The organism is Ancylobacter sp. TS-1 (assembly GCF_009223885.1).
Lineage (GTDB): Bacteria > Pseudomonadota > Alphaproteobacteria > Rhizobiales > Xanthobacteraceae > Ancylobacter.
In genome coordinates, this window is the sequence record NZ_CP045144.1 from 2664535 (window position 1) to 2684450 (window position 19916).

Annotated in this window: 16 protein-coding genes; 11 read left to right on the forward strand and 5 right to left on the reverse strand. The window is 70.1% G+C overall.

Annotated features, from left to right (window positions below):
* Window positions 1-69: 69 nt before the first annotated feature.
* Window positions 70-999: an alpha/beta fold hydrolase gene (locus GBB76_RS12535; protein WP_152303610.1), complete on the forward strand. Its 930-nt coding sequence runs from the start codon at window positions 70-72 to the stop codon at window positions 997-999.
* On the opposite strand, the gene GBB76_RS12540 is transcribed toward GBB76_RS12535, so the two are convergent.
* On the reverse strand, window positions 996-2357 hold the full coding sequence (locus GBB76_RS12540) for a phosphomannomutase (RefSeq protein WP_152303611.1): 1362 nt from the start codon (window positions 2355-2357) through the stop codon (window positions 996-998). The genes GBB76_RS12535 and GBB76_RS12540 overlap by 4 nt on opposite strands.
* Window positions 2358-2497: 140 nt before the next feature.
* On the opposite strand from GBB76_RS12540, the gene GBB76_RS12545 reads away from it, so the two are divergent.
* Together GBB76_RS12545 and GBB76_RS12550 are read left to right on the forward strand one after the other, a co-directional pair.
* Window positions 2498-3946, forward strand: coding sequence for a mannose-1-phosphate guanylyltransferase/mannose-6-phosphate isomerase (locus GBB76_RS12545; RefSeq protein ID WP_152303612.1), 1449 nt, complete (start codon window positions 2498-2500; stop codon window positions 3944-3946).
* Between the two features lie 73 nt (window positions 3947-4019).
* Window positions 4020-5189, forward strand: a complete 1170-nt coding sequence (locus tag GBB76_RS12550; RefSeq protein ID WP_152303613.1) for a glycosyltransferase — start codon at window positions 4020-4022, stop codon at window positions 5187-5189.
* A gap of 7 nt (window positions 5190-5196) precedes the next feature.
* Here GBB76_RS12550 and atzF read toward each other — a convergent pair whose 3' ends face one another.
* Window positions 5197-6954: an allophanate hydrolase gene (atzF, locus tag GBB76_RS12555; RefSeq protein ID WP_152303614.1), complete on the reverse strand. Its 1758-nt coding sequence runs from the start codon at window positions 6952-6954 to the stop codon at window positions 5197-5199.
* A gap of 162 nt (window positions 6955-7116) precedes the next feature.
* Here atzF and GBB76_RS12560 point away from each other — a divergent pair, with 162 nt between their 5' ends.
* Window positions 7117-8028, forward strand: a complete 912-nt coding sequence (locus GBB76_RS12560) for a LysR family transcriptional regulator (protein ID WP_152303615.1) — start codon at window positions 7117-7119, stop codon at window positions 8026-8028.
* A gap of 8 nt (window positions 8029-8036) precedes the next feature.
* Here the strand turns inward: GBB76_RS12560 and GBB76_RS12565 are convergent, their stop codons facing one another.
* The gene (locus GBB76_RS12565; RefSeq protein WP_152303616.1) at window positions 8037-9011 is read right to left on the reverse strand and encodes a GlxA family transcriptional regulator; all 975 of its coding nucleotides are present in this window, start codon (window positions 9009-9011) and stop codon (window positions 8037-8039) included.
* Window positions 9012-9119: 108 nt separating this feature from the next.
* Here GBB76_RS12565 and GBB76_RS12570 point away from each other — a divergent pair, with 108 nt between their 5' ends.
* Window positions 9120-9923 carry an SDR family oxidoreductase gene (locus GBB76_RS12570; protein WP_152303617.1) on the forward strand — a complete coding sequence of 268 codons (804 nt, stop codon included), beginning with the start codon at window positions 9120-9122 and terminating at the stop codon, window positions 9921-9923.
* Window positions 9924-9963: 40 nt separating this feature from the next.
* On the opposite strand, the gene GBB76_RS12575 is transcribed toward GBB76_RS12570, so the two are convergent.
* Window positions 9964-10464, reverse strand: a complete 501-nt coding sequence (locus tag GBB76_RS12575) for a flavin reductase family protein (protein ID WP_152303618.1) — start codon at window positions 10462-10464, stop codon at window positions 9964-9966.
* A 338-nt stretch (window positions 10465-10802) separates the two neighbouring features.
* On the opposite strand from GBB76_RS12575, the gene GBB76_RS12580 reads away from it, so the two are divergent.
* On the forward strand, window positions 10803-12290 hold the full coding sequence (locus GBB76_RS12580) for an aldehyde dehydrogenase family protein (protein ID WP_152303619.1): 1488 nt from the start codon (window positions 10803-10805) through the stop codon (window positions 12288-12290).
* 66 nt (window positions 12291-12356) lie between these two features.
* Here the strand turns inward: GBB76_RS12580 and GBB76_RS12585 are convergent, their stop codons facing one another.
* On the reverse strand, window positions 12357-13535 hold the full coding sequence (locus GBB76_RS12585) for an MFS transporter (protein ID WP_152303620.1): 1179 nt from the start codon (window positions 13533-13535) through the stop codon (window positions 12357-12359).
* A gap of 338 nt (window positions 13536-13873) precedes the next feature.
* On the opposite strand from GBB76_RS12585, the gene GBB76_RS12590 reads away from it, so the two are divergent.
* The 5 genes from GBB76_RS12590 (at window position 13874) to GBB76_RS12610 (ending at window position 19664) form a co-directional block, all read left to right on the forward strand.
* A complete protein-coding gene (locus GBB76_RS12590; RefSeq protein ID WP_152303621.1) occupies window positions 13874-15469 on the forward strand; it encodes a GMC family oxidoreductase in 1596 nt (531 codons plus the stop codon).
* Between the two features lie 195 nt (window positions 15470-15664).
* On the forward strand, window positions 15665-16837 hold the full coding sequence (locus tag GBB76_RS12595) for a PotD/PotF family extracellular solute-binding protein (protein ID WP_152303622.1): 1173 nt from the start codon (window positions 15665-15667) through the stop codon (window positions 16835-16837).
* Window positions 16838-16871: 34 nt separating this feature from the next.
* Window positions 16872-17744 carry an ABC transporter permease gene (locus GBB76_RS12600; protein WP_246668909.1) on the forward strand — a complete coding sequence of 291 codons (873 nt, stop codon included), beginning with the start codon at window positions 16872-16874 and terminating at the stop codon, window positions 17742-17744.
* A 31-nt stretch (window positions 17745-17775) separates the two neighbouring features.
* Window positions 17776-18570 carry an ABC transporter permease gene (locus tag GBB76_RS12605; protein ID WP_152303623.1) on the forward strand — a complete coding sequence of 265 codons (795 nt, stop codon included), beginning with the start codon at window positions 17776-17778 and terminating at the stop codon, window positions 18568-18570.
* The gene (locus tag GBB76_RS12610; RefSeq protein WP_152303624.1) at window positions 18567-19664 is read left to right on the forward strand and encodes an ABC transporter ATP-binding protein; all 1098 of its coding nucleotides are present in this window, start codon (window positions 18567-18569) and stop codon (window positions 19662-19664) included. The genes GBB76_RS12605 and GBB76_RS12610 overlap by 4 nt, the downstream gene beginning before the upstream one ends.
* Window positions 19665-19916: the final 252 nt, after the last annotated feature.

Here is a 19916-nt window from a genome sequence, read left to right on the forward strand (position 1 = left end):
ATACAGCAACGCCGCGCCGCCCTATGCAGGGTCGTCCGGGCGGCGGCCCGGCAGGACCGGGAGAGGAGCATGGTCGCGATCACACCCGAGACGATCGAGATCGCCTGCGGCGACGGCGTCGTGCTCGGCGGCCATTTCTGGCCCGGCGCCGGACACGCGGCGGGCAACGGGGCGGTGCTGGTCAATCCGGCGACCGGCGTGCTGGCGCGCTATTACCACCGCTATGCGCGCTTCCTCGCCGGCCACGGCTTCGACGTGCTGACCTATGACTATCGCGGCATCGGCGCCTCGCGGCCGGCGCGGATGCGCGGATGCCGCTATCGCTGGCGCGACTGGGGCGAGCGCGACGTCGACGCCGCGCTGCGCGTACTCGCCGGGCGGGCGCGGCCCGGGCCGCTCGCCGTGGTGGGGCACAGCATTGGCGGCTTCCTGCCCGGCCTCGCGCCGGCCGGGCACCGCATCGACCGCATGCTCACCGTCGGCGCGCAATATGCGTGGTGGGCGGACTACGCGCCCGGCCACCGGCTCGGCCTGCTCGCCCGCTGGCACCTCGCCATGCCGGCGGCGACCGCGCTGTTCGGCTATTTCCCGGGTCGGCGGCTCGGATGGCTGGAAGACCTGCCGGCCGGCGTCGCCCGCGAATGGGCCTTTCGCGGGCCCCGTTTCGAGACCAGCCATCCGCGCGCCGAGCGGGCGGCGGTCGTCGAGCGCATGGCCCATGTGCGCGCGCCGATCCTCGCCGTCGGTGTCTCGGACGACCCCTTCGGCACGGTGCCGGCGCTGTCCCGCGCCCTTGCCTACTATGCCGGCGCCGCGCGCACCCAGGTCGAGATCGACCCGGCCGATTACGGACGCGACGCGCTCGGCCATTTCAGCCTGTTCCACGACAGCCACGCCGCCGGCTTCTGGCTGGACACGCTGATCTGGCTGCGCGACGGGCGCAACCCGTGGCCGGACCGCGTGGTGGCGCGCAGGGAGCCGGGGGAAGGCGGCGGCTAGCCGGCCCGGATCAGCCCGGTCAGCTCCGCCACCCGGCGCCCGATCTCGCCCCCGTCGCCGCGCGCCTCCACATTCAGGCGCAGCAGCGGCTCGGTGTTGGAGCGGCGCAGGTTCAGCCGCCAGTCGGCGAAGGCCAGCGAGATGCCGTCGGTCTCGTCGCGCGCCGGCCCCTGCCCGGCGAACGCCGCCTCGACGCGGGCGATGGCGGCGCCGGGATCGTCGAGGCGGAAATTGATCTCGCCCGAGGAAGGGAAGGCCGCCATGCGCTCGGAGACCAGCTCGGACAGACTCTCCCCGGTGCGGCCCATCAGCTCGGCCACCAGCAGCCAGGGAATCATGCCGGAATCGCAGGCCATGAAGTCGCGGAAATAATGGTGCGCCGACATCTCGCCGCCATAGACCGCGCCGGTGTCGCGCAGCGCCTGCTTGAGGAAGGCGTGGCCGGTGCGCGCCTGCACGGCGTGCCCGCCGGCGCCCACCACCACATCCTGCGTGTTCCACACCACGCGCGGATCGTGGACGATGGTGGCGCCCGGCTCCTTGGACAGGAACACCGCCGCCAGCAGGCCGACAATGTACTCGCCGGGAATGAAGCGGCCGGACTGGTCGAACAGGAAGCAGCGGTCGAAATCGCCGTCCCAGGCGACGCCCATATCGGCGCCGGCCGCCACCACCGCCTCGCCGGTGACCGGCTGGTTCTCCGGCAGCAGCGGGTTGGGAATGCCGTTCGGGAACGTCCCGTCCGGCTCGTGATGCAGCCGCACGAAGCGCAGCGGCGCCCCGCGCGATTCCAGCGCGGCGGCAATGGCGTCGAAGGTCGGGCCGGCGGCGCCGTTGCCGGCGTTCACCAGAATGGTCAGCGGGCGCAGCCGCGCGAGGTCGACGAAGGAGAGCACGCGCTCGACATAGGCGGCGCGGGCGCCAGTGGCCGGGCGCACCGAGCCGCCCGGCCGGGGCGCGGGCTCCGGGCCTTCCGCCAGCGCCTGCACGGCGGCAAGCCCGGTCGCCGTGTCGAGCGGGGCCGAGCCCGCCCGCACCAGCTTCATGCCGTTATAGTCCATCGGGTTGTGCGAGGCCGTCACCTCGATGCCGCCATCGGCCGCGAAATGGGTCACGGCGAAGTACATTTCCTCGGTGCCGCACAGGCCGAGATCGAGCACCTCCACGCCCCCGGCGAGCAGGCCCTCGATGCAGGCATCCGCCAGCGCCTGCGAGGAGGCGCGGCAGTCGCGCCCGATCACCACGCGCCGGGCGGAGAGAGCCTCGACGAAGGCGCGCCCGATCCGGCGGGCGATGTCCTCGTTCAGTTCGGCGCCGAGGCGTCCGCGAATGTCATAGGCCTTGAAGCAGGTAAGCATGGCGCAGTCCCGGAAAAGCCGCATCCTGCCGCTAACCCCGGCGACAGAGCCCGGTCAAGCCAATTCGGGCTCCTCGCTTTTCCATTGCGGCGCGGCAGGGTAGCCTCGCCATACCTTCCTCCAGGCAGCGAATCGCCCCCGTGAGCGTCTCCAATCTGTACCCCGTCATCCTGTGCGGCGGCTCCGGCACGCGGCTCTGGCCGCTGTCGCGCAAGAGCTTCCCGAAGCAGTTCGTGAAGCTCGGCGAAGGCGAGACGCTCTTCCAGGCGGCGGCGCGGCGGACCAGCGGCCCCAACATCCGCCCGCCGATCATCATCACCAATTCCGATTTCCGCTTCATCGTGACGGAGCAGCTCGCCGAGGCTGGGATCGAGCCGGGCGCCATCCTCATCGAGCCGAGCCCGCGCAACACCGCCCCCGCCATCCTCGCCGCCGTGCAGTATCTGGCGGCGCGCGACCCGGAGGCGGCGCTGCTGGTGATCCCGTCCGACCAGGTGATGCCCGACCGCGATACCTTCGGCGCCGTGGTCGAAGCCGGGCTGGCCGCCGCTGCGCGGGACCGGATCGTCACCTTCGGCATCCGCCCGACCCGGCCCGAAACCGGCTATGGCTGGCTGGAGCTTGAGCATCTGCCGGAAGGCGGCGCCCCCTCCGCCGTCGCGCTCAGGCGCTTCGTCGAGAAGCCGCCCGCCGACCGCGCCGCCGCCATGCTCGCCGACGGACGCTACCTGTGGAATGCCGGCATCTTCCTGATGACCGTGCGCACCGCCCTGTCCGCCTTCCAGGCGCACGCGCCGGCGATGCTGGCGCCGGTGAAGCAGGCGGTCGAGGAGGCGGGCGCCGATCTCGGCTTCCTGCGGCTGGCGCCCGATCCCTGGCAGCGGGCGGAGGAGATTTCGGTCGACTACGCCATCATGGAGCGGGCCTCCAATCTGGATGTCGTGCCCTTCGACGGCGCATGGTCGGATCTGGGCGACTGGGCCTCCGTGCTGCGCGAGGGCCATCCCGATGCCGACGGCGTCGCCGCCTTCGGTCCGGTGACGGCGATCGACTGCGCCGACACGCTGCTGCGCTCGGAGGCCGAGGGGCTCGAACTGGTCGGCATCGGCCTGAAGGACCTGCTGGTCGTCGCCATGCCCGACGCGGTGCTGGTGGCCGACCGCAGCCGGGCGCAGGAGGTCAAGCAGGCGGTGTCCGCGCTGAAGGCCAAGGGCGCGCGGCAGGCCGAGCACTTCGCCCGCGACCACCGGCCCTGGGGCTGGTTCGAGACGCTGGCGCTCGGCGAGCGCTTCCAGGTGAAGCGCATCGTCGTCCATCCCGGCGCCGCACTGTCGCTGCAAAGCCATTTCCACCGCGCCGAGCACTGGATCGTGGTCTCCGGCACGGCGCGGGTGACGGTGAACGACGAGGTGCAACTGGTGGCCGAGAACCAGTCCGTCTACGTGCCGCTGGGCGCGGTGCACCGGATGGAAAATCCCGGCAAGGTGCCGATGGTGCTCATCGAGGTGCAGACCGGCACCTATCTCGGCGAGGACGACATCGTGCGCTACGAAGACGTCTATGCGCGCGGGCAGGGTGCGAAGGGCTGATGCCCCGCACTCCTGCCGCGCCGGCTGTGGGGGGGCCGAACGCAGTCTCGACGATCCCGCCAGGCGAGTCCCGATGGCGAAACTAGGTCTCATCGGCCGGATGCGCAGAGTGCTGCGCGTGCGGGCCAATTGTCCGCCCGATGCGGTGACGCCCTGCTGGCTGCACGGAGGGCGGCTGCCGTTCGGACTCGACGTCGTCGGCTATCTGCGCGCCGAGATCGGGCTGGGCGAGGCCGCCCGCCTGATCGTCCGTGCCGTCGACGCGGCCGGGCTGCCGACCAGCCCGATCGACATCTGGCTCCCCGGCCGCGACGCCGACCGCTCGCTCGACGCGCGCATCGGGCAGCCGGCGCGCCACGCGGCGACGCTCACGGTTTCCGGCGCGCTCGACCTGCCCGAGATGGCCGAGCGGCTCTGCCGGGGCCGCACCAACATCCACTACACGTTCTGGGAACTGCCGAAGACGCCCGAGGAGTTGGGGCCGGCCTTCGACCGTTTCGACGCCTGCTGGGCGCCGACCACCTTCGTGCGCGACGTGCTGGTCGCCTCGCAGACGCGCCCGGTCCATCTCGTGCCGCAGCCCGTGGCGTTGCCGGAAGAGGCGCCCGCGCCGCCGGATTTTCGCGGTCCGCTCCGCATCCTGACCTTCTTCGACTATGAATCGGCCATGGTGCGGAAGAACCCGCAGGCGGCCATCGCGGCGTTCCGGCTGGCCTTTCCGACCGGGCGCGAGGAGGCGCGGCTGCTGGTCAAGACGCGCGGCAGGTCGGGCCCGCAGGCCCGCGCCGATCTGGCCCGGCTCGCGGCACAGGACCCCCGCATCACCGTCGTCGACGACACCGTCTCCCGCGACGAGATGGCGGCGCTGACGCAGGCCTGCGACGTGTTCCTGTCGCTGCATCGCTCGGAGGGCTTCGGGCTCGGCAATGCCGAGGCGCTCGCCCGCGGCAAGGCGGTCGTCACCACCGATTTCGGCGGAACCCGCGATTTCATCACGCCAGAGACCGGCTATCCCGTCGAATACCGCACCGTGCCGGTGCCCCCCGGCGCCTATCCGGGTGCGGACGGCAGCCACTGGGCCGAGCCCAACATCGCCCACGCCGCCCAGATGCTGCGCGACATCCACGACGACCCCGCCGCCGCCGCGCGCCGGGCGCAGGCCGGCTACCGGCTTCTCCGGCGCAACCACTCCTTCGCCGCCGTCGGCGCGCGCATCGCCGAGCTGATGGAGCCGCTGCGCTGAACGCCGGTCAGGGCGCAGCCGCGAGCGCGGCGCGCCAGCCGCCCCCGCCGGTGATGTCGCGCGCCCCTGCCATTACATGCGCTTCGCACAGAAAGCCCTTCACCGCGCTGGCGTCCTCCAGCACCACCGTTCCGATGGTGAGCGGGGCCGGAACGCCGGCGATGAAGTCGCCGAACGCCGCGCGCGGCAGCGACCAGATCTCGACCTCGATGGCGGCGCCTCCCTCCGCGGCGCGCACCAGCCCCGGCCGGGCCGGCGGGCCGCCGGGCAGCGCGTAGAGCCGGTAGGCCGGCGCGGTGCGCACACCGCGCAGAAAGCGCCCACCGCGCATGACAAGCTCATGGTTCAGCGGCAGTCCCGACATATGCGCCCCGCACACGGCGAGCGCGATTTCGTCCGGGCCCGCCTCGGTGGCCATCACGGGTGCCGCGCTGCCGCCGCGCTCGACGAGGAGGGCCAGCGCGGCGGCGCGGGCATCCTCGCCCGCGCGCGCCAGCACGGTCAGGCTGCCCGGGCGGCCATCCGCGCGCGGGCCGGTCGGCACGGCGATGCCGCACATGTCCAGCAGATTGACGAAGTTGGTATAGGTGCCAAGCCGGGCATTCGGACCGAACGGATCGGCGGCGATCTCGTCCAGCGTGACGAAGCACGGCATGGTCGGCACGCAGACGAGCGACACCGCGCCCAGCGCCTCCTCGCACCGGCGCTTCAGTTCCCGCAGCCGGTAGAGGCCGCGAAACGCGTCGACCGCACTGAGGCCGGCGCCGCCGGCGAGAATGGCGCGGGTCGTCGGATGCAGCGTCTCCGGCGCGCGGGCGAGCCGGTCGCCGACGGCGGCGAGGCGCTCGGCGACCCACGGCCCGGCATAGAGCATCGCGGCCACCGCGTAGAAGGGCGAGAAGTCGATGCGGCGGACCCGGGCCCCCCGCGCCGCCAGTTTTTCCAGCGTGGCCTCGAAATGACCCGCCTGCGCGGTGTCGCCGAAGGTGCGCAGGCTCGCCGCGTCCGGCGCGGCGACCTCGACCGGGGGCGGCAGCGGCGAGAGGCGCTGGCGTGGCAGCGGGCGCGACCACGGGTCGGCGGCGTCATAGCCGGCGGCCAGTTCGAACAGTTCCCACGCCTCCGTGACGCTGGCGGCGAAGAGCGAGACGGTATCGAGCGTGCGGCAGGCCGGCACCATGCCGGTCGAGGACAGCGCGCCCAGTGTCGGCTTCAGCCCGACAATGTCGTTGAAGGCGGCCGGCACGCGGCCCGAGCCCGCCGTGTCGGTGCCGAGCGAAAAGGCGACCAGCCCCTGCGCCACCGCCACCGCCGAGCCGGAGGAGGAGCCGCCGGGCACCAGCGCCGGATCGACCGCGTTGCGCGGCACCGGATAGGGCGTGCGCACGCCCACCAGGCCGGTGGCGAACTGGTCGAGATTGGTCTTTCCCAGGCAGATCGCGCCGGCCGCGCGCAACCGGGCGACGACGCCGGCATCCGATTCCGCGACATGGATAAAGTCCGGGCAGGCCGCCGTGGTCGGCATGCGCGCCACGTCGATATTGTCTTTCACCGCATAGGGAATGCCCCAGAGCGGGCGCCCGTCAGGTGTGCCGAGGGCGCGCGCCTCGCCGAGCGCGGCATGGCGGGCCTCGTAGAGAAAGATGCCGGGATCGGCCAGCGCGTCGAGCCGGCGGAACGCCTCCTCGACCACCGCCTCGGGGGTGACGCCGCGCGCATAGGCGGCGCGCAGGGACTCCAGCGTGAAGGCGAGGTCGGCGAGCATGGCGAAGCCTGGGGCGCGAGTGATCGAGGGGAGACGGGCGAGGAAAGGCGGGCCCGTGTTCTGCTGAACGCCGTCCATCCTGCCCGTCTGACCCCGTTCGCGAAAACTGCTATGAATTCACCGATGCGTTGCACAAAATGCACCGCTCCTGGGAATGCCGCGATGCGCCACCTCTATTCGCTGCGCCTGATCGAAGCGGTGGCCCGCGCCGGCTCCATGCGCCGCGCGGCCGAGGACGCCAACATCACCGCCTCGGCGCTCAACCGCCGCATCAGGCGCTTCGAGGCCGAGTTCGGCGTCGAGCTGTTCGAGCGCCTGCCCGGCGGCGTCCGGCTCAACCCAGCGGGCGAACTGCTGCTCCAGCACTATCGCGCCACCCTGTCCGACCTTGCCCGCGTGCAGGGACAGGTGGCGGACCTCTCGGGCGAGCGGCGCGGCCATATCTCGATGGCCTGCTCGCAGGCCCTGCTGCCCTATTTCCTGCCCGAGCAGATCGCCGCCTACCGCGCCGACCATCCCGGCGTGACCTTCAGCGTGAAGGTGCGCGACCGTGCCGAAGCCGAGGCCGAGCTTGCCTCCTATGCCAGCGACATCGCCCTGGTGTTCGAGCCCATCTATCTCGTCGACTTCGAGGTGATCGAGATGGTGCCGCAGCCGGTGCATGCGGTGATGGCCGCCGACCATCCGCTGGCCGCGCAGGCCGAATTGCGGCTGCGCGACTGCCTCGACGGCCCGCATGTAGCGCCGGCGGCCAAGTTCGGCGTGCGCCATCTGCTCGACTTTGCCGCCCGCAAGGGCTCGCGCCGGGTCGCCCCGATCGTCGAGACCGAGAGCTTCGAGCTGATCCGCCACTACGTGCTGCACGAGCGCGCGGTGGGCTTCCAGATTCCCATCGGCCTGCGCGATCCCGGCGACGGCTCGCTGGTGTTCCGCCCCATCGCGGCGCGCGACCTGCCGGTCGGCAACCTGTTTCTCGGCCAGATGCGCGGGCGCTCGCTCCCCGTCGCCTCGGCCCGCTTCGCCGTGCGCCTCGCCGCCGCGCTGAAGGCCTACCGCACGCCCGGCGCCGGCTGAAGCCACGCTCAGGCGTCCTCCATCTCGCTTTCGGGAAGAAAGGCTCGTCCCCGCGCCTGCCGGCGGATCACCTGCGGCGGCTGGCCGAAGGCGCGCAGGAAGGCGCGGCGCATGCGGTCGCGGTCGGCGAAGCCGGTCTCGCGCGCCACCGCGTCGATGGAATGGCCGGTGTCCTCCATCAGCGCCCGGGCCACCTCCAGCCGCAGGTTCTCCACCGCCTTGGCCGGCGACTGGCCGGTCTCGGCGTGGAAGGCACGGCTGAACTGGCGCGGCGACAGGTTCGCCACCCCTGCGAGGTCCTCGACGCCGAGCCGGCCCGCAAGGTTCCGCCGCGCGAAGGTGAGCACCTTCTGGATGCGGTCGGAGGTCGGCTCCAGTTCCAGCAGCGAGGAGAACTGCGACTGCCCGCCCGCCCGGCGATGGTACAGCACCAGCTTGCGCGCCACCGCGCGCGCCGCCTCCATGCCGAGATCCTCCTCGATCAGGGCAAGCGCAAGGTCGATGCCGGCGCTCATGCCGGCCGAGGTCCAGACATGGCCGTCGGCGATGAAGATGCGGTCTTCCTCCACCTTCACCGCGGGGTAGCGCTGCTGCAATTCGCGCGCGCGCACCCAGTGGGTGGTGACGCGCCGCCCGTCGAGCAGCCCGGCGGCGGCGAGCACGAAAGCACCGAGGCACGGCGCGGCGAGGCGGCGCGCCTGCCCGGCCACGCGGCGCACGAAGTCGACGGTGGCGGGGCTCGCCTCGTCCATGCTGGCGCCAAACACCAGGAGATCGTAGCGGGCATCGCTTGGCGCGGTCGTCATCACCTCGAATCCCTGCGAGGTGCGCACCGGCCCGCCCTGCTCGGACAGAAAGTCGAGCGCATAGGCCGCCGGCTCGCCGCGCGCGACGGCCGACATGTTGGCCATCTCGAAGGCGGTGCTGACGGCGAAGCCCATCGGCGAGTAGCCCTCGCTGAGCACAAAGCCGATCCGGCGCATGGCGTACTCCCGAATGTCCTAAAACGCCGCATCTATGACATTTCAGACAGACGGCGACAAGCCTATGGTCCTCCCAACGCCCGATGACGGGCGACATGGAGAACGATCATGAGCACGACTCACAAGGGCACGGCCCTCATCACCGGCGCGTCGGGCGGCATCGGCGCTCTTTATGCCGAACGTCTGGCCCGGCGCGGCTACGACCTCATCCTGGTCGCGCGCAATGTCGAGCGGCTGCAGGCGGTGGCCCGCCGCATCACCGACGCCACCGGCCGCGCGGTCAATGTGGTCGCCGCCGATCTCGGCGGGACGGACGGGCTGGCGCAGGTGGAGACGCTGCTGCGCGAGCATGCCGGCATCACGCTTCTGGTCAACAATGCCGGCTTCGGCTCCGCCGCGCTGCTGCTCGATTCCGACGTCGCGCGCATGCAGGAGATGATCGACGTGAACGTCACCGCGCTGACGCGGCTGACCTATGCCGCCGCGCCCGGCTTCGTGGCGCGTGGAAACGGCGCCATCATCAACATCGCCTCCATCTCGGCGATCGCGCCGGAGCTGCTCAACGGCGTCTACGGCGCCAGCAAGGCTTATGTGCTCGCCTTCACCCAGTCGCTTCAGCATGAACTGGCCGGCAAGGGCGTGCGCGTGCAGGTCGTGCTCCCCGGCGCCACCGCCACCGAGTTCTGGGACGTCGCCGGCATTGGCGGCCACGGCAACCTGCCGGAGGGTTGGGTGATGAGTGCGGCCGATCTGGTGGACGCGGCGCTCACCGGCTTCGACGCCGGCGAGGTCGTCACCATCCCGCCGTTGCAGGACGGCGAGGAATGGAACGCCTATGAGGCCGCCCGCCGCACCATGTCCGGCCATCTCGGCGTCGCCACCCCGGCGCCGCGCTACCGCAAGGCCGCCTGAACGGTTGCCCGAACGGCCGGGTTTGCAACGGTACGGGCGCTCACAGCGCCCGTACCCGCGAGCCCAGCGTGTCGAACTGCCCGCCGGCATAGATCAGCGGGTGCAGCGGCCCTTCCGGCAGGTGGATGGCGACCACCCGGCCGAGAAAGATGGTGTGGCTGTGTACGCTCACCTTCTCGGCCAGCTCGCAGTCGAAGCTCGCCAGCGCCCCGACGAGGGCCGGCGCGCCGGTCGCCAGCGCGCGCCACTCATGGGTGCTGAAGCGCATATGGCGGTGCGCCGAGGACGAGAACGCCTTGGCAAGCTCCAGCTCCGGCTCGCCCAGCAGATTGACGCAGAAGCTGCCCGAGCGGTCGATGACGTCGTGGCAGGAGACGTTGCGGTTCACGCAGACGAGCAGGGTCGGCGTCGGATCGGCGGCCACCGAGGTGACCGAGGTGGCGACGAAACCGTGCGGCTGGCCCTCGTCGAGGGTAGTGATCACGGACACGCCGGCGGCGAGGCGCCGCATGCCCTGTTTGAAATCGGCTGGATCGATCATGACGAACTCCACGTCGCGACCCTCCGGCCGCGTTGGAGCCGCTTGCGCAAGTCGCGTGCCAGTGCCGGGAATGCGGGAAACGCAGCGGTTTCCGGCCCGGCGTCTCGCCGCCGGCTGCGACAGATGTCGCTGATCTGAGACGCCGGCGCCGCCTCCCGCCCGCCAGCGGGTCGGGGCGCCCTCACCCGGCCGCCGCACGCAAATCCAGCCGCCGCACGGGCTCGCACGGCCCGCCTGCCGACGCGCGACGTGGCGCCCACGCGCATGTGGGCACCCGGATGCCGGTGGCACGCCTCTTGCGGTCTGTTCCCATCCCTTTCGTTTGCGAAAGCACGGTCATGACCATCAACGTGAATCCCGTCGCCGACATCATCACGCCGCTTCCCAAGCAGCTCCTGATCGACGGCAAATTCGTCCCCTCGCTCTCGGGCAAGACCTTCAAGACCTTCAACCCGGCGACCGGCCAGGTGCTGGCCGAGGTCTCCGAGGGCGGCGCCGCCGACATCGACCTCGCCGTCGCGGCGGCCCGGCGCGCCTTCAACGGCCCGTGGAGCCGCTTCACCCCGTTCCAGCGCCAGGCGCTGCTGCTGCGCTTCGCCGACCTGGTTGAGAAGCATTTCGAGACGCTGGCCCATATCGACGTGCTCGACATGGGCGCGCCGATCACCTCGATGTACGCCCGCCGCCAGCGCGCGCTCGGCCTGCCGCGCTTCTATGCCGGCATGTGCACGGTGATCGCCGGCGGCACGCTGCCCAACTCCATGCCCGGCGAGGTGTTCACCTACACGCTGAAGGAGCCGGTCGGCGTGGTCGGCGCCATCACGCCGTGGAACGCCCCGCTCACCTCCACCATCTGGAAGATCGCCCCGGTGCTCGCCACCGGCTGCACCATGGTGCTGAAGCCCGCCGAGGACGCGCCCCTCACCGCGCTGCGTCTCGGCGAGCTGCTGCTGGAGGCGGGCGTGCCGGAAGGCGTCGTCAACATCGTGCCGGGCTTCGGCCACATCGCCGGCGACGCGCTGGCCCGCCACATGGACGTCGACAAGGTGGCCTTCACCGGCTCGGACGTCACCGGCCGCAAGGTCATCGAGGCGTCGAAGAGCAACATCAAGCGGGTGACGCTGGAACTCGGCGGCAAGTCGCCGGACATCATCTTCGCCGATTGCGACATGGACACCGCCGTCGCCGGCGCCGGCATGGGCGTGTTCGCCAATACCGGGCAGATCTGCTGCGCCGGCACGCGCCTGCTGATCCAGCGGCCGATCTACGAGGAGTTCGTCGCCCGCGTCTCCGACTATGCGAAGTCGCTCAAGGTCGGCAACGGCCTCGACCCGGCGACGCAGATCGGCCCGGTGGTCAACGCCAAGCAGCTCGACCGCGTGACCGGCTACATGGAGATCGGTCTCGGCGAGGGTGTCACCGCCGCTGCCGGCGGCAAGCGCATCACCGAGGGCGCGCTGAAGGACGGCTATTTCTTCGAGCCGACCGTGCTCTCCGGCGTGACCAACGACATGCGCATCGCCCAGGAGGAGATCTTCGGCCCGGTGGCCGCCGCCATCCCCTTCGACACGCTGGAGGAAGCGGCCGCCATCGCCAACGACACCGTGTTCGGCCTCGGCGGCGGCGTGTGGACCTCCAACGTCACCACCGCCCACCGCATCGCCAAGGCGATCCGCGCCGGCACGGTATGGATCAACACTTATGGCGGGCTCGACCCGGTGGTGCCGTTCGGCGGTTACAAGACCAGCGGCTATGGCCGCGAATCCGGCACCGAGCATCTCGACGCCTATCTGGAAACCAAGTCGGTGGTCCTCAAGCTGGGCTGAGTCCCGGCGCACCGATGCGAGACGGAAGGCCCGGCAAGGCTCAGCGCCCCGCCGGGCCTTTCCTTTTCAGTGCCGCACGCCGCGCGGAATGACGAAGCGCACCGCGGCGGCGATCAGCAGCGCGCCCACGGTGAGCATCAGGAAGGCGGCGCGCATGCCCTGCGCATGCGCCACGAAGCCGATCAGCGGCGGCCCGAACAGGCCGCCGCCATAGGCGATGGTCACCGTCATGGCGATGCCGGCATTGGGCGGGATGCCGGGCATGCGCCCGCTCAAAGAGAAGAAGATCGGCACCAGATTGGCGATGCCGAGGCCGGCGATGGCGAAGCCCGGCAGCGCCGCCAGCATGGTCGGTGCCCAGACGATGATGGCGACGCCGACAAAGGCGATGGCGCCGGAGATCTGGATCGTCGTCACCGCGCCGAGGCGGCGCACGATGCGGTCGCCGAACAGCCGTCCGCCGGTCATGGCGAGCGAGAAGGACGCCACGCCATAGGCCGCCATCGCCGGCGCCGTGGCGGTCGCCTGCACGAGGTAGAGCGCGCCCCAGTCGATCAGCGCCAGCTCGATGACGAAGGCCAGCACGGTGAGGATGCCGATCCCCAGCATGGTCAGATTGGGAAGCTGGAAGATCGAGCCGCCGGTGACCTCGCGTACATGGGCTTCCGGCAGCCAGAGCCACGGCACGGCGGCGAAGGCGAGCGCCACCAGAATGACGCTGGCGAGGCCGAGGCCGGCCGGCACGCTCAGCCCCAGCCCGATCAGCACGCCGCCGGACAGCGCGCCGACCACGTTGCCCAGGCTGAAGAAGGCGTGCGCCGAGGACATGATCGGCCGGCCCAGCTCGCGCTCCAGCGCCGAGGCATGCGAGTTCATGCACACGTCGAGGAAGCCGAAGCACAGGCCGATGAGATAGGCCGAGAGCGCCAGCACCGGCATGGTGGTGCCGAGCGCCGGGCCGAAGGCGGCCGCCGCGAAGGCGATGCCCGACAGTGCGCCGGCGCGCAGCGGCCCGAGGCGCGGGCGCAGCACCCCCGCCAGCGGCATGCCGCACAGGCAGCCGATCGACACGCACAGCAGCACGAGGCCGACCTGCGCATCGTCGAGCCCTGCCCGCGCCTTGAGGATCGGAAGATAGGTCGCCCAGACCGTCAGCCCGGCGCCGCCGACGAAGAAAATCACGCTCACGGCAATACGCGACGCGGCGAGCGCACGATGCTCCCGCGCGGCGATCGACTCACTCATGCTACGTCCCAACCGAACTCGCGGACGGCGGTGCCGCCCGTCTTCCGCCCCCGCACGGCACAATATGTGCCATCCGGCATACCACCAGCCATGCCACTCGCCGCGCCGATTCGGCACGGGCGGAAGGGCCTGCCTACACCATTGCGGGCCGCAGGGAAGCCGGCCCTCCCCGCCCGGCGCGGCCTGCGTCTCGCCGGGAATTCGCGCCGTCGCAGAATCTCAACCCGCGACGTGAGATGGCGCCGGCAACCGCCCGCCGGCGGCGGGTTTGCGGCGCCGGACCGGAACTTGCTACGCGGCGCCGCGCCTGCGCCAGCCATCTGTTTCGGGGGAACGCGATGCATGACTATGTGATTGTCGGTGGCGGCTCGGCCGGCTGCGTCCTCGCCGCGCGGCTGTCGGAGGATCCCGCCGTCTCGGTGCTGCTGCTGGAGGAGGGCCCGCGCGACCGCTCGCCCTACATCCACATCCCCGCCATGGTCTACAAGACCGCCACCGGCGCCCTGCTCCAGCGGGTGCCGTGGGAGCCGGCCAACGGCGCCTCGGGCGGGGTCGCCGCACCCCACATGGTGCAGGCCCGCGTGCTTGGCGGCGGCTCGTCGGTCAACGGCATGGTCTATGTGCGCGGCATACCGAGCGATTTCGACGGCTGGGCGGCGCAGGGAGCGGAAGGCTGGGACTATGCCGGCGTGTTGCCTTATTTCAAACGCGCCGAAAGCAATGACAGCTTCGGCGGCGACGCCCACGGCACCGACGGCCCGCTCTGGGTGTCGAGCCAGCCGTCGCCGCACCCGCTGACCAGAGCGTGGCTGAAGGCCTGCCAGGAATTCGGCATCCCGCCGGTGGCCGACTTCAATAGCGGGGTGCAAACCGGCTGCGGCGTCTACCAGATCACCGCCCGCAACGGCCGGCGCGCCTCCACCGCCGTCACCTATCTCAAGCCCGCGCGCAAACGGGCCAACCTCACCGTGCGCACCGGCTGCCGGGCGACGCGCGTGCTGATCGAGAAGGGCCGCGCCACCGGCGTCGAATATGCGCGCGGCACAAGCCGCGAGACGGTGCGGGCGCGCGAGGTGATCCTTTCCGCCGGCGCCATCCAGTCGCCGCGCCTGCTGCTCCAATCCGGCATCGGCCCGGCCGCCCATCTGCGCCGCGTCGGCGTCGAGGTGGCGCACGACCTGCCCGGCGTCGGGCGCGGCCTTCAGGACCATATGGACGTCTATCTCGTGCACGAACTCGCCGGCACGGAGAGCTACGACGTCTACCGCCGTTTCCACCGCAAGATCGGCGCCGGCCTGCACTGGCTGCTGTTCCGGCGCGGGCCGCTGTGCTCGAACCTGATCGAAGGCGGCGCCTTCTGGTGGGGCGACAGGGAGCTGCCCGACCCCAACCTCCAGTTCCACTTCCTGCCCGGCACCGGCATCGAGGAGGGCGTGCAGCCCGCCGCCAGCGGCTGCGGCTCGACGCTGAACATCTGCCTCACCCGCCCGCGCTCGCGCGGCGTGGTCGAACTGACCTCGGCCGACCCCTTCGCGCCGCTGCGGGTGGCGCCGAACTATTTCGGCGACCCCTACGACCTTGACTGCATGGCGGAGGGCATAAGGCTCGGCCAGGAAATCATGGCGCAGCCCTCCATCGCCCGCCACGTCGCCCGCGAGCAGCTTCCCGGCGCGCCGCTGCGCACGCTCGAGGAGCGCCGCGCCTATGTGCTCGGGCGCGCGCAGGGCGCGCTGCACCCGGTCGGCACCTGCCGGATCGGCGTCGACGCGATGGCGGTGGTCGACCCCGCCCTGCGGGTGCGCGGCATCGAGGGGCTCAGGGTAGCGGACGCCTCGGTTATGCCCTCCACACCCTCGGGCAACACCAACGCCGCGACCATCATGGTGGCGGAGAAGGCGGCCGCGACGATCCGCGGCGGGGCGCGCATCCCCTGAGCCCGGCCGTTTCACCCGTGTCCGTCGCGCGGTGAGACTCCTGCGACAGCATTCTCAGAACCGGCGACGGGTAACATGTTAAGTATTTGAAATAGATATACAATATGTCAGAAACGGGCGCTGGCATGCCTCTTGCTGCCCCCGTTGTGGAAGTCGCGGCTCAAAATCACGCAGGCTCACAACAAGGGGAACAGCATGGTCGACAAGCCTATCGGGCGCCCGTTCGGGAGCGCCAATATTCTTCGCAACGACGTCCTGTCCCGTCGCGGCTTCCTGGGAACCTCGCTCGCCCTCGGCGCCGGCGCGGCGGCCGGTGCCACGCTCGGCGCCTGGCCCGGACCGGCTTCGGCGGCCGGCGGCGACCTCAAGATCATGGCCTGGGAAGGCTTCACCATGGACGCCGAGCTGAAGGCCTGGCGCGAGGCCAACAAGGTGCAGGTGGACGCCGCCATCATCAGCACGCAGGACGACGTCCACGCCAAGCTGATCGGCTCCAATCCGGTGCGCCTCGATCTCGCCGAATATTCGCAGGGCTTCGAGCGCTTCTATGTCGACGAGCTGAAGATCGTGAAGCCGCTCGACATCGCCCGGGTGCCGAACTTCACGCCCGAGAACATCTATCCCGAGTTCTACCAGGCGCCGACCTGGTACTGGGACAAGACCCATTTCGCCATTCCGTGGATCTGGGGCCTCAACGCCCTCGTCTACAACCCGGCGATGACCAAGCCGATCACCTCCTACAAGGACCTGCTGGCGCCGGAGCTGAAGGGCAAGCTGACCTTCTGCGACGACACCATCGCCACCTGGCCGATGATCGCCCGCCTCGCCGGCCTCGGACCGAAATTCCCCAACATCACCAAGGAAGAGCTGAAGACCGCGTTCGAGGGGCTCGGCCCCTATCGCGACCAGTGCCGCGTCTTCGGCGCGTCCAATGGCGACGTCATCTCGCTCTTCGCCTCGGGCGAGATCGCCGCCTGCTTCTCGGTGTGGAGCGGCACGCCGGTGGAAACCGCCAAGCGCGGTGTGAAGACGGTCTACACCGTCCCCGCCGAGGGCGCGGTCATGTGGTGCGACGCCTGGTTCATGCCGATCAGCGTGCAGAATGTCGACGCCGCCTACGGCTTCATGAACGAGGCCATCACCGCCAAGGCCCAGGCCGAGGTGGCGAAGGCGGTCAATGGCGGCGCGGTCAACAAGCACGCCCCGGCGCTGATGGATGCCGACACCAAGGCGCTGTTCGACTACAGCAACCTGCCGCAGGTGTTCGCCAAGTCGCCGCTCCAGGGCCAGCCGCCGCGCGTCTCAGACACCTATGCCACCTATGATGAGTGGACTCAGGCCTGGACCGACTTCAAGTCCTCGTTCTGATCCGCGCCGGCGCCTTTCGGAGAATGTGTTGGGAATGATGAAGATCAGCCGTCACGAGCGGATGGGACTGGCCCTGGTGGCCCCGTCCTTCCTCTTCCTCCTCGTCTTCTTCATCGTTCCCGCCATCCTTCTCTTCGTCTGCAGCTTCTGGATGGCGCAGGCGTTCCGGCTGATTCCGGCCTTCACCCTCGACAATTACGCCCGTGCGCTCTCCAGCACCGGCTTCTATTTCCTGACCTGGAACGCGCTGAAGAACGGCCTGTGCACGGCGATACTCACCGTCGCGCTCAGCTTCCCGGCGGCCTATTTCATCGTCTACCGCACGCGCGGCAACCTGCTGTTCTACCTGATCCTGGTCTCGTGGTTCTCCAGCTACCTCGTGCGCATCTATGCCTGGCGCGTGATCCTCGGCTCCAACGGGCTGATCAACACGACGCTGATGCAGCTCGGGCTCATCAGCGAGCCGATCGAGGTGCTGCTGTTCAGCCCCTTCGCCACCATCCTCACCCTGACCCACATCATGCTGCCCTTCGGCCTGCTGCTGCTGGTCTCGGCGCTCCGCGACGTGAAGAAGGAATATGTCGAGGCGGCGCGTGACCTCGGCGCCAGCAACGCCGAGGTGCTGACCCGGGTGATCCTGCCCATGTGCTACAAGGGCGTGGTCGGCGCCTTCATGTTCACCTTCGTCATCTCGGCCGGCGACTTCGTCACCCCGCAGCTGCTCGGCGGGCGCGACGGCATGACCACCGGCATCCTCATCGCCAACCAGTTCAGGACCGCCGGCAACTGGCCGTTCGGCGCCGCCATGGCCTTCCTGCTGCTGGTGGCGTTCCTGATTGTCTACGTCGCCTTCGTGCGGCTGCTCGATCTCCTGCGGCTCGCCCCGGGCCGCCGGTTCCACGATTGAGACGCGCCGTCTCGCCGCGCACGGAGGTCTCATGCTGAGATTCTATGTCTGGCTCTATGTGGCGTTCCTCTACGCGCCCATCGCCATCATCACGCTGTTCAGCTTCCACTCCTCGCCGAGCCTCACCTTTCCGTTCGAGGGGGTGAGCCTGCGCTGGTACGCGAAGATCTTCTCCGACACGACCTTCCTCAACTCGCTGTGGAACAGCCTGATCGTCGGCGCCAGCACCGCCGCCATCACCACCGTGCTCGGCTCGCTGACCGCGCTCGGCCTCGCCCGGCTGAAAGGGCGCATCCAGACCGTGTTCGGCCTGCTCGCCTTCGGGCCGGTGGCGCTGCCGGGCCTGTTCCTCGGCATCGCGCTGGTGATGCTGTTCTCGCAGATCGGGCTGCAGCGCTCGCTGGTGACAGTCACCATCGCGCATGTGCTGTTCACCCTGCCCTTCTTCATCGAGGCGGTGCGCTCGCGGATCGAATATTTCGACCTCTCGCTCGAGGAGGCCGCGCGCGATCTCGGCGCCACGCCGCTCCAGAGCTTCCGGCTGGTGACGCTGCCGATCATCGGCCCGACCATCGGCGGCGCGGCGATCCTGTCCTTCGCCCTGTCCTTCGACGAGTTCATCATCACCGTCTTCGTCAGCGGCAACGACACCACCCTGCCGCTCACCATCTGGTCGATGATGCGCCGCGCCGTCAGCCCGGACATCAACGCCGCCTCCGTCATCTCCCTCGGCCTGTCGATCGGGATGATCCTGATCGGCGGCCTGCTGGTCTGGTACCAGCGCCGGCTTGCCCTCGGCGCACGCGCGAAGGACATCGAAACATGAGCACGTCGAACATCGTCGAACTGTATGGAGTGACCAAGGCCTTCGGCGCGCTCACCGTCCTGCATGACATCGACCTCGGCATCCGCGAGGGCGAGATCCTGACCCTGCTCGGCCCCTCGGGCTGCGGCAAGACCACGCTGATGAGGATCATCGCCGGCTTCGAGGCGACGACGCATGGCCGCGTCACCATCAAGGGCGCCGACGTGTCCTACCTGCCGCCCGACAGACGGCCGGTGAACATGGTGTTCCAGCGCTACGCGCTGTTCCCCCATCTCGACGTGTTCGACAACGTCGCCTTCGGCCTGCGCCTCAAGAAGTGGTCGAAGGAGCGCATCCGCGAGGCGGTGCAGCACATGCTGCACCTCGTGCAGCTCGACGAATATGGCAGCCGCTGGATCCACGAGCTTTCCGGCGGGCAGGCCCAGCGCGTGGCGCTGGCGCGCGCGCTGGTCAACTCGCCCTCGGTGCTGCTGCTCGACGAGCCGCTGGCCGCGCTCGACCTGAAGATCCGCCATCACATGCTGGCCGAGCTCAAGCGCATCCACCAGGAGACCGGCACCACCTTCATCTACGTCACCCACGACCAGGACGAGGCGACCATCCTGTCCGACCGCATCGTGCTGATGAACAAGGGTCGCATCGAGCAGATCGGCACGCCGGAGGAGATGTACGCGCATCCGCGCTCGCTGTTCTGCGCCCGCTTCCTCGGCGAGACCAACATCCTCTCCGGCGCGGTGAGTGCCACCGATTCCGACACGACCTATGTGAGCGTCGCCGCCGGCACGGCCAAGGTGCCGGCCAACGGCACCGCCGTGCTGCTCGGCCAGTCGGTCTCGCTCGCCATCCGGCCGGAGGCGCTGCAGGTCAGCCGGATCGGGCAGGAGGCGGCCACGCCGGGCGAAGCGGAGAACACGCTGGAAGGTGTCGTCGAGGACGTCGTGTTCATGGGCAGCCGGGTGCTCTACTCGATCCGCACCCCGGCCGAGACCATCAAGTATCAGGAAACCCGCTCCGTCGACGGCTCCATGCTCGCCCGGGGCGAGCGGGTGCGGGCCAGCTGGCGCCCCGATGCCGCGGTGCTGCTGACGCGCTGAGCCGCGCGGCCCCGGTCTCACGGGCGCGAAAAGTCTCAACCGCCGATCGTCTCATCCGTTTCGGGCCGGCACCCCTCCCAATCATCGATAGCGTTGATTCTACAAGATTTTTTCTTCTGGCACGGCGATTGCGCAATTGACGGGGCGGTCGCAGGGCCGCGCGGGACCGCCCCCGATCCGGGCCGGTTCCGGTGAAACAGCAGCGATACCGCGCTTGCCCCGGATAGGGCGGAACGCGCCAGGGAGAGACAG

Excerpts from the sequence above, each read along its gene's own strand:
- GBB76_RS12535 (WP_152303610.1), top strand. The coding sequence starts at position 70 with ATGGTCGCGATCACACCCGAGACGATCGAGATCGCCTGCGGCGACGGC.
- GBB76_RS12540 (WP_152303611.1), bottom strand. The coding sequence starts at position 2,357 with ATGCTTACCTGCTTCAAGGCCTATGACATTCGCGGACGCCTCGGCGCC.
- GBB76_RS12550 (WP_152303613.1), top strand. The coding sequence starts at position 4,020 with ATGGCGAAACTAGGTCTCATCGGCCGGATGCGCAGAGTGCTGCGCGTG.
- atzF (WP_152303614.1), bottom strand. The coding sequence starts at position 6,954 with ATGCTCGCCGACCTCGCCTTCACGCTGGAGTCCCTGCGCGCCGCCTAT.
- GBB76_RS12560 (WP_152303615.1), top strand. The coding sequence starts at position 7,117 with ATGCGCCACCTCTATTCGCTGCGCCTGATCGAAGCGGTGGCCCGCGCC.
- GBB76_RS12565 (WP_152303616.1), bottom strand. The coding sequence starts at position 9,011 with ATGCGCCGGATCGGCTTTGTGCTCAGCGAGGGCTACTCGCCGATGGGC.
- GBB76_RS12570 (WP_152303617.1), top strand. The coding sequence starts at position 9,120 with ATGAGCACGACTCACAAGGGCACGGCCCTCATCACCGGCGCGTCGGGC.
- GBB76_RS12575 (WP_152303618.1), bottom strand. The coding sequence starts at position 10,464 with ATGATCGATCCAGCCGATTTCAAACAGGGCATGCGGCGCCTCGCCGCC.
- GBB76_RS12580 (WP_152303619.1), top strand. The coding sequence starts at position 10,803 with ATGACCATCAACGTGAATCCCGTCGCCGACATCATCACGCCGCTTCCC.
- GBB76_RS12585 (WP_152303620.1), bottom strand. The coding sequence starts at position 13,535 with ATGAGTGAGTCGATCGCCGCGCGGGAGCATCGTGCGCTCGCCGCGTCG.
- GBB76_RS12590 (WP_152303621.1), top strand. The coding sequence starts at position 13,874 with ATGCATGACTATGTGATTGTCGGTGGCGGCTCGGCCGGCTGCGTCCTC.
- GBB76_RS12595 (WP_152303622.1), top strand. The coding sequence starts at position 15,665 with ATGGTCGACAAGCCTATCGGGCGCCCGTTCGGGAGCGCCAATATTCTT.
- GBB76_RS12600 (WP_246668909.1), top strand. The coding sequence starts at position 16,872 with ATGATGAAGATCAGCCGTCACGAGCGGATGGGACTGGCCCTGGTGGCC.
- GBB76_RS12605 (WP_152303623.1), top strand. The coding sequence starts at position 17,776 with ATGCTGAGATTCTATGTCTGGCTCTATGTGGCGTTCCTCTACGCGCCC.
- GBB76_RS12610 (WP_152303624.1), top strand. The coding sequence starts at position 18,567 with ATGAGCACGTCGAACATCGTCGAACTGTATGGAGTGACCAAGGCCTTC.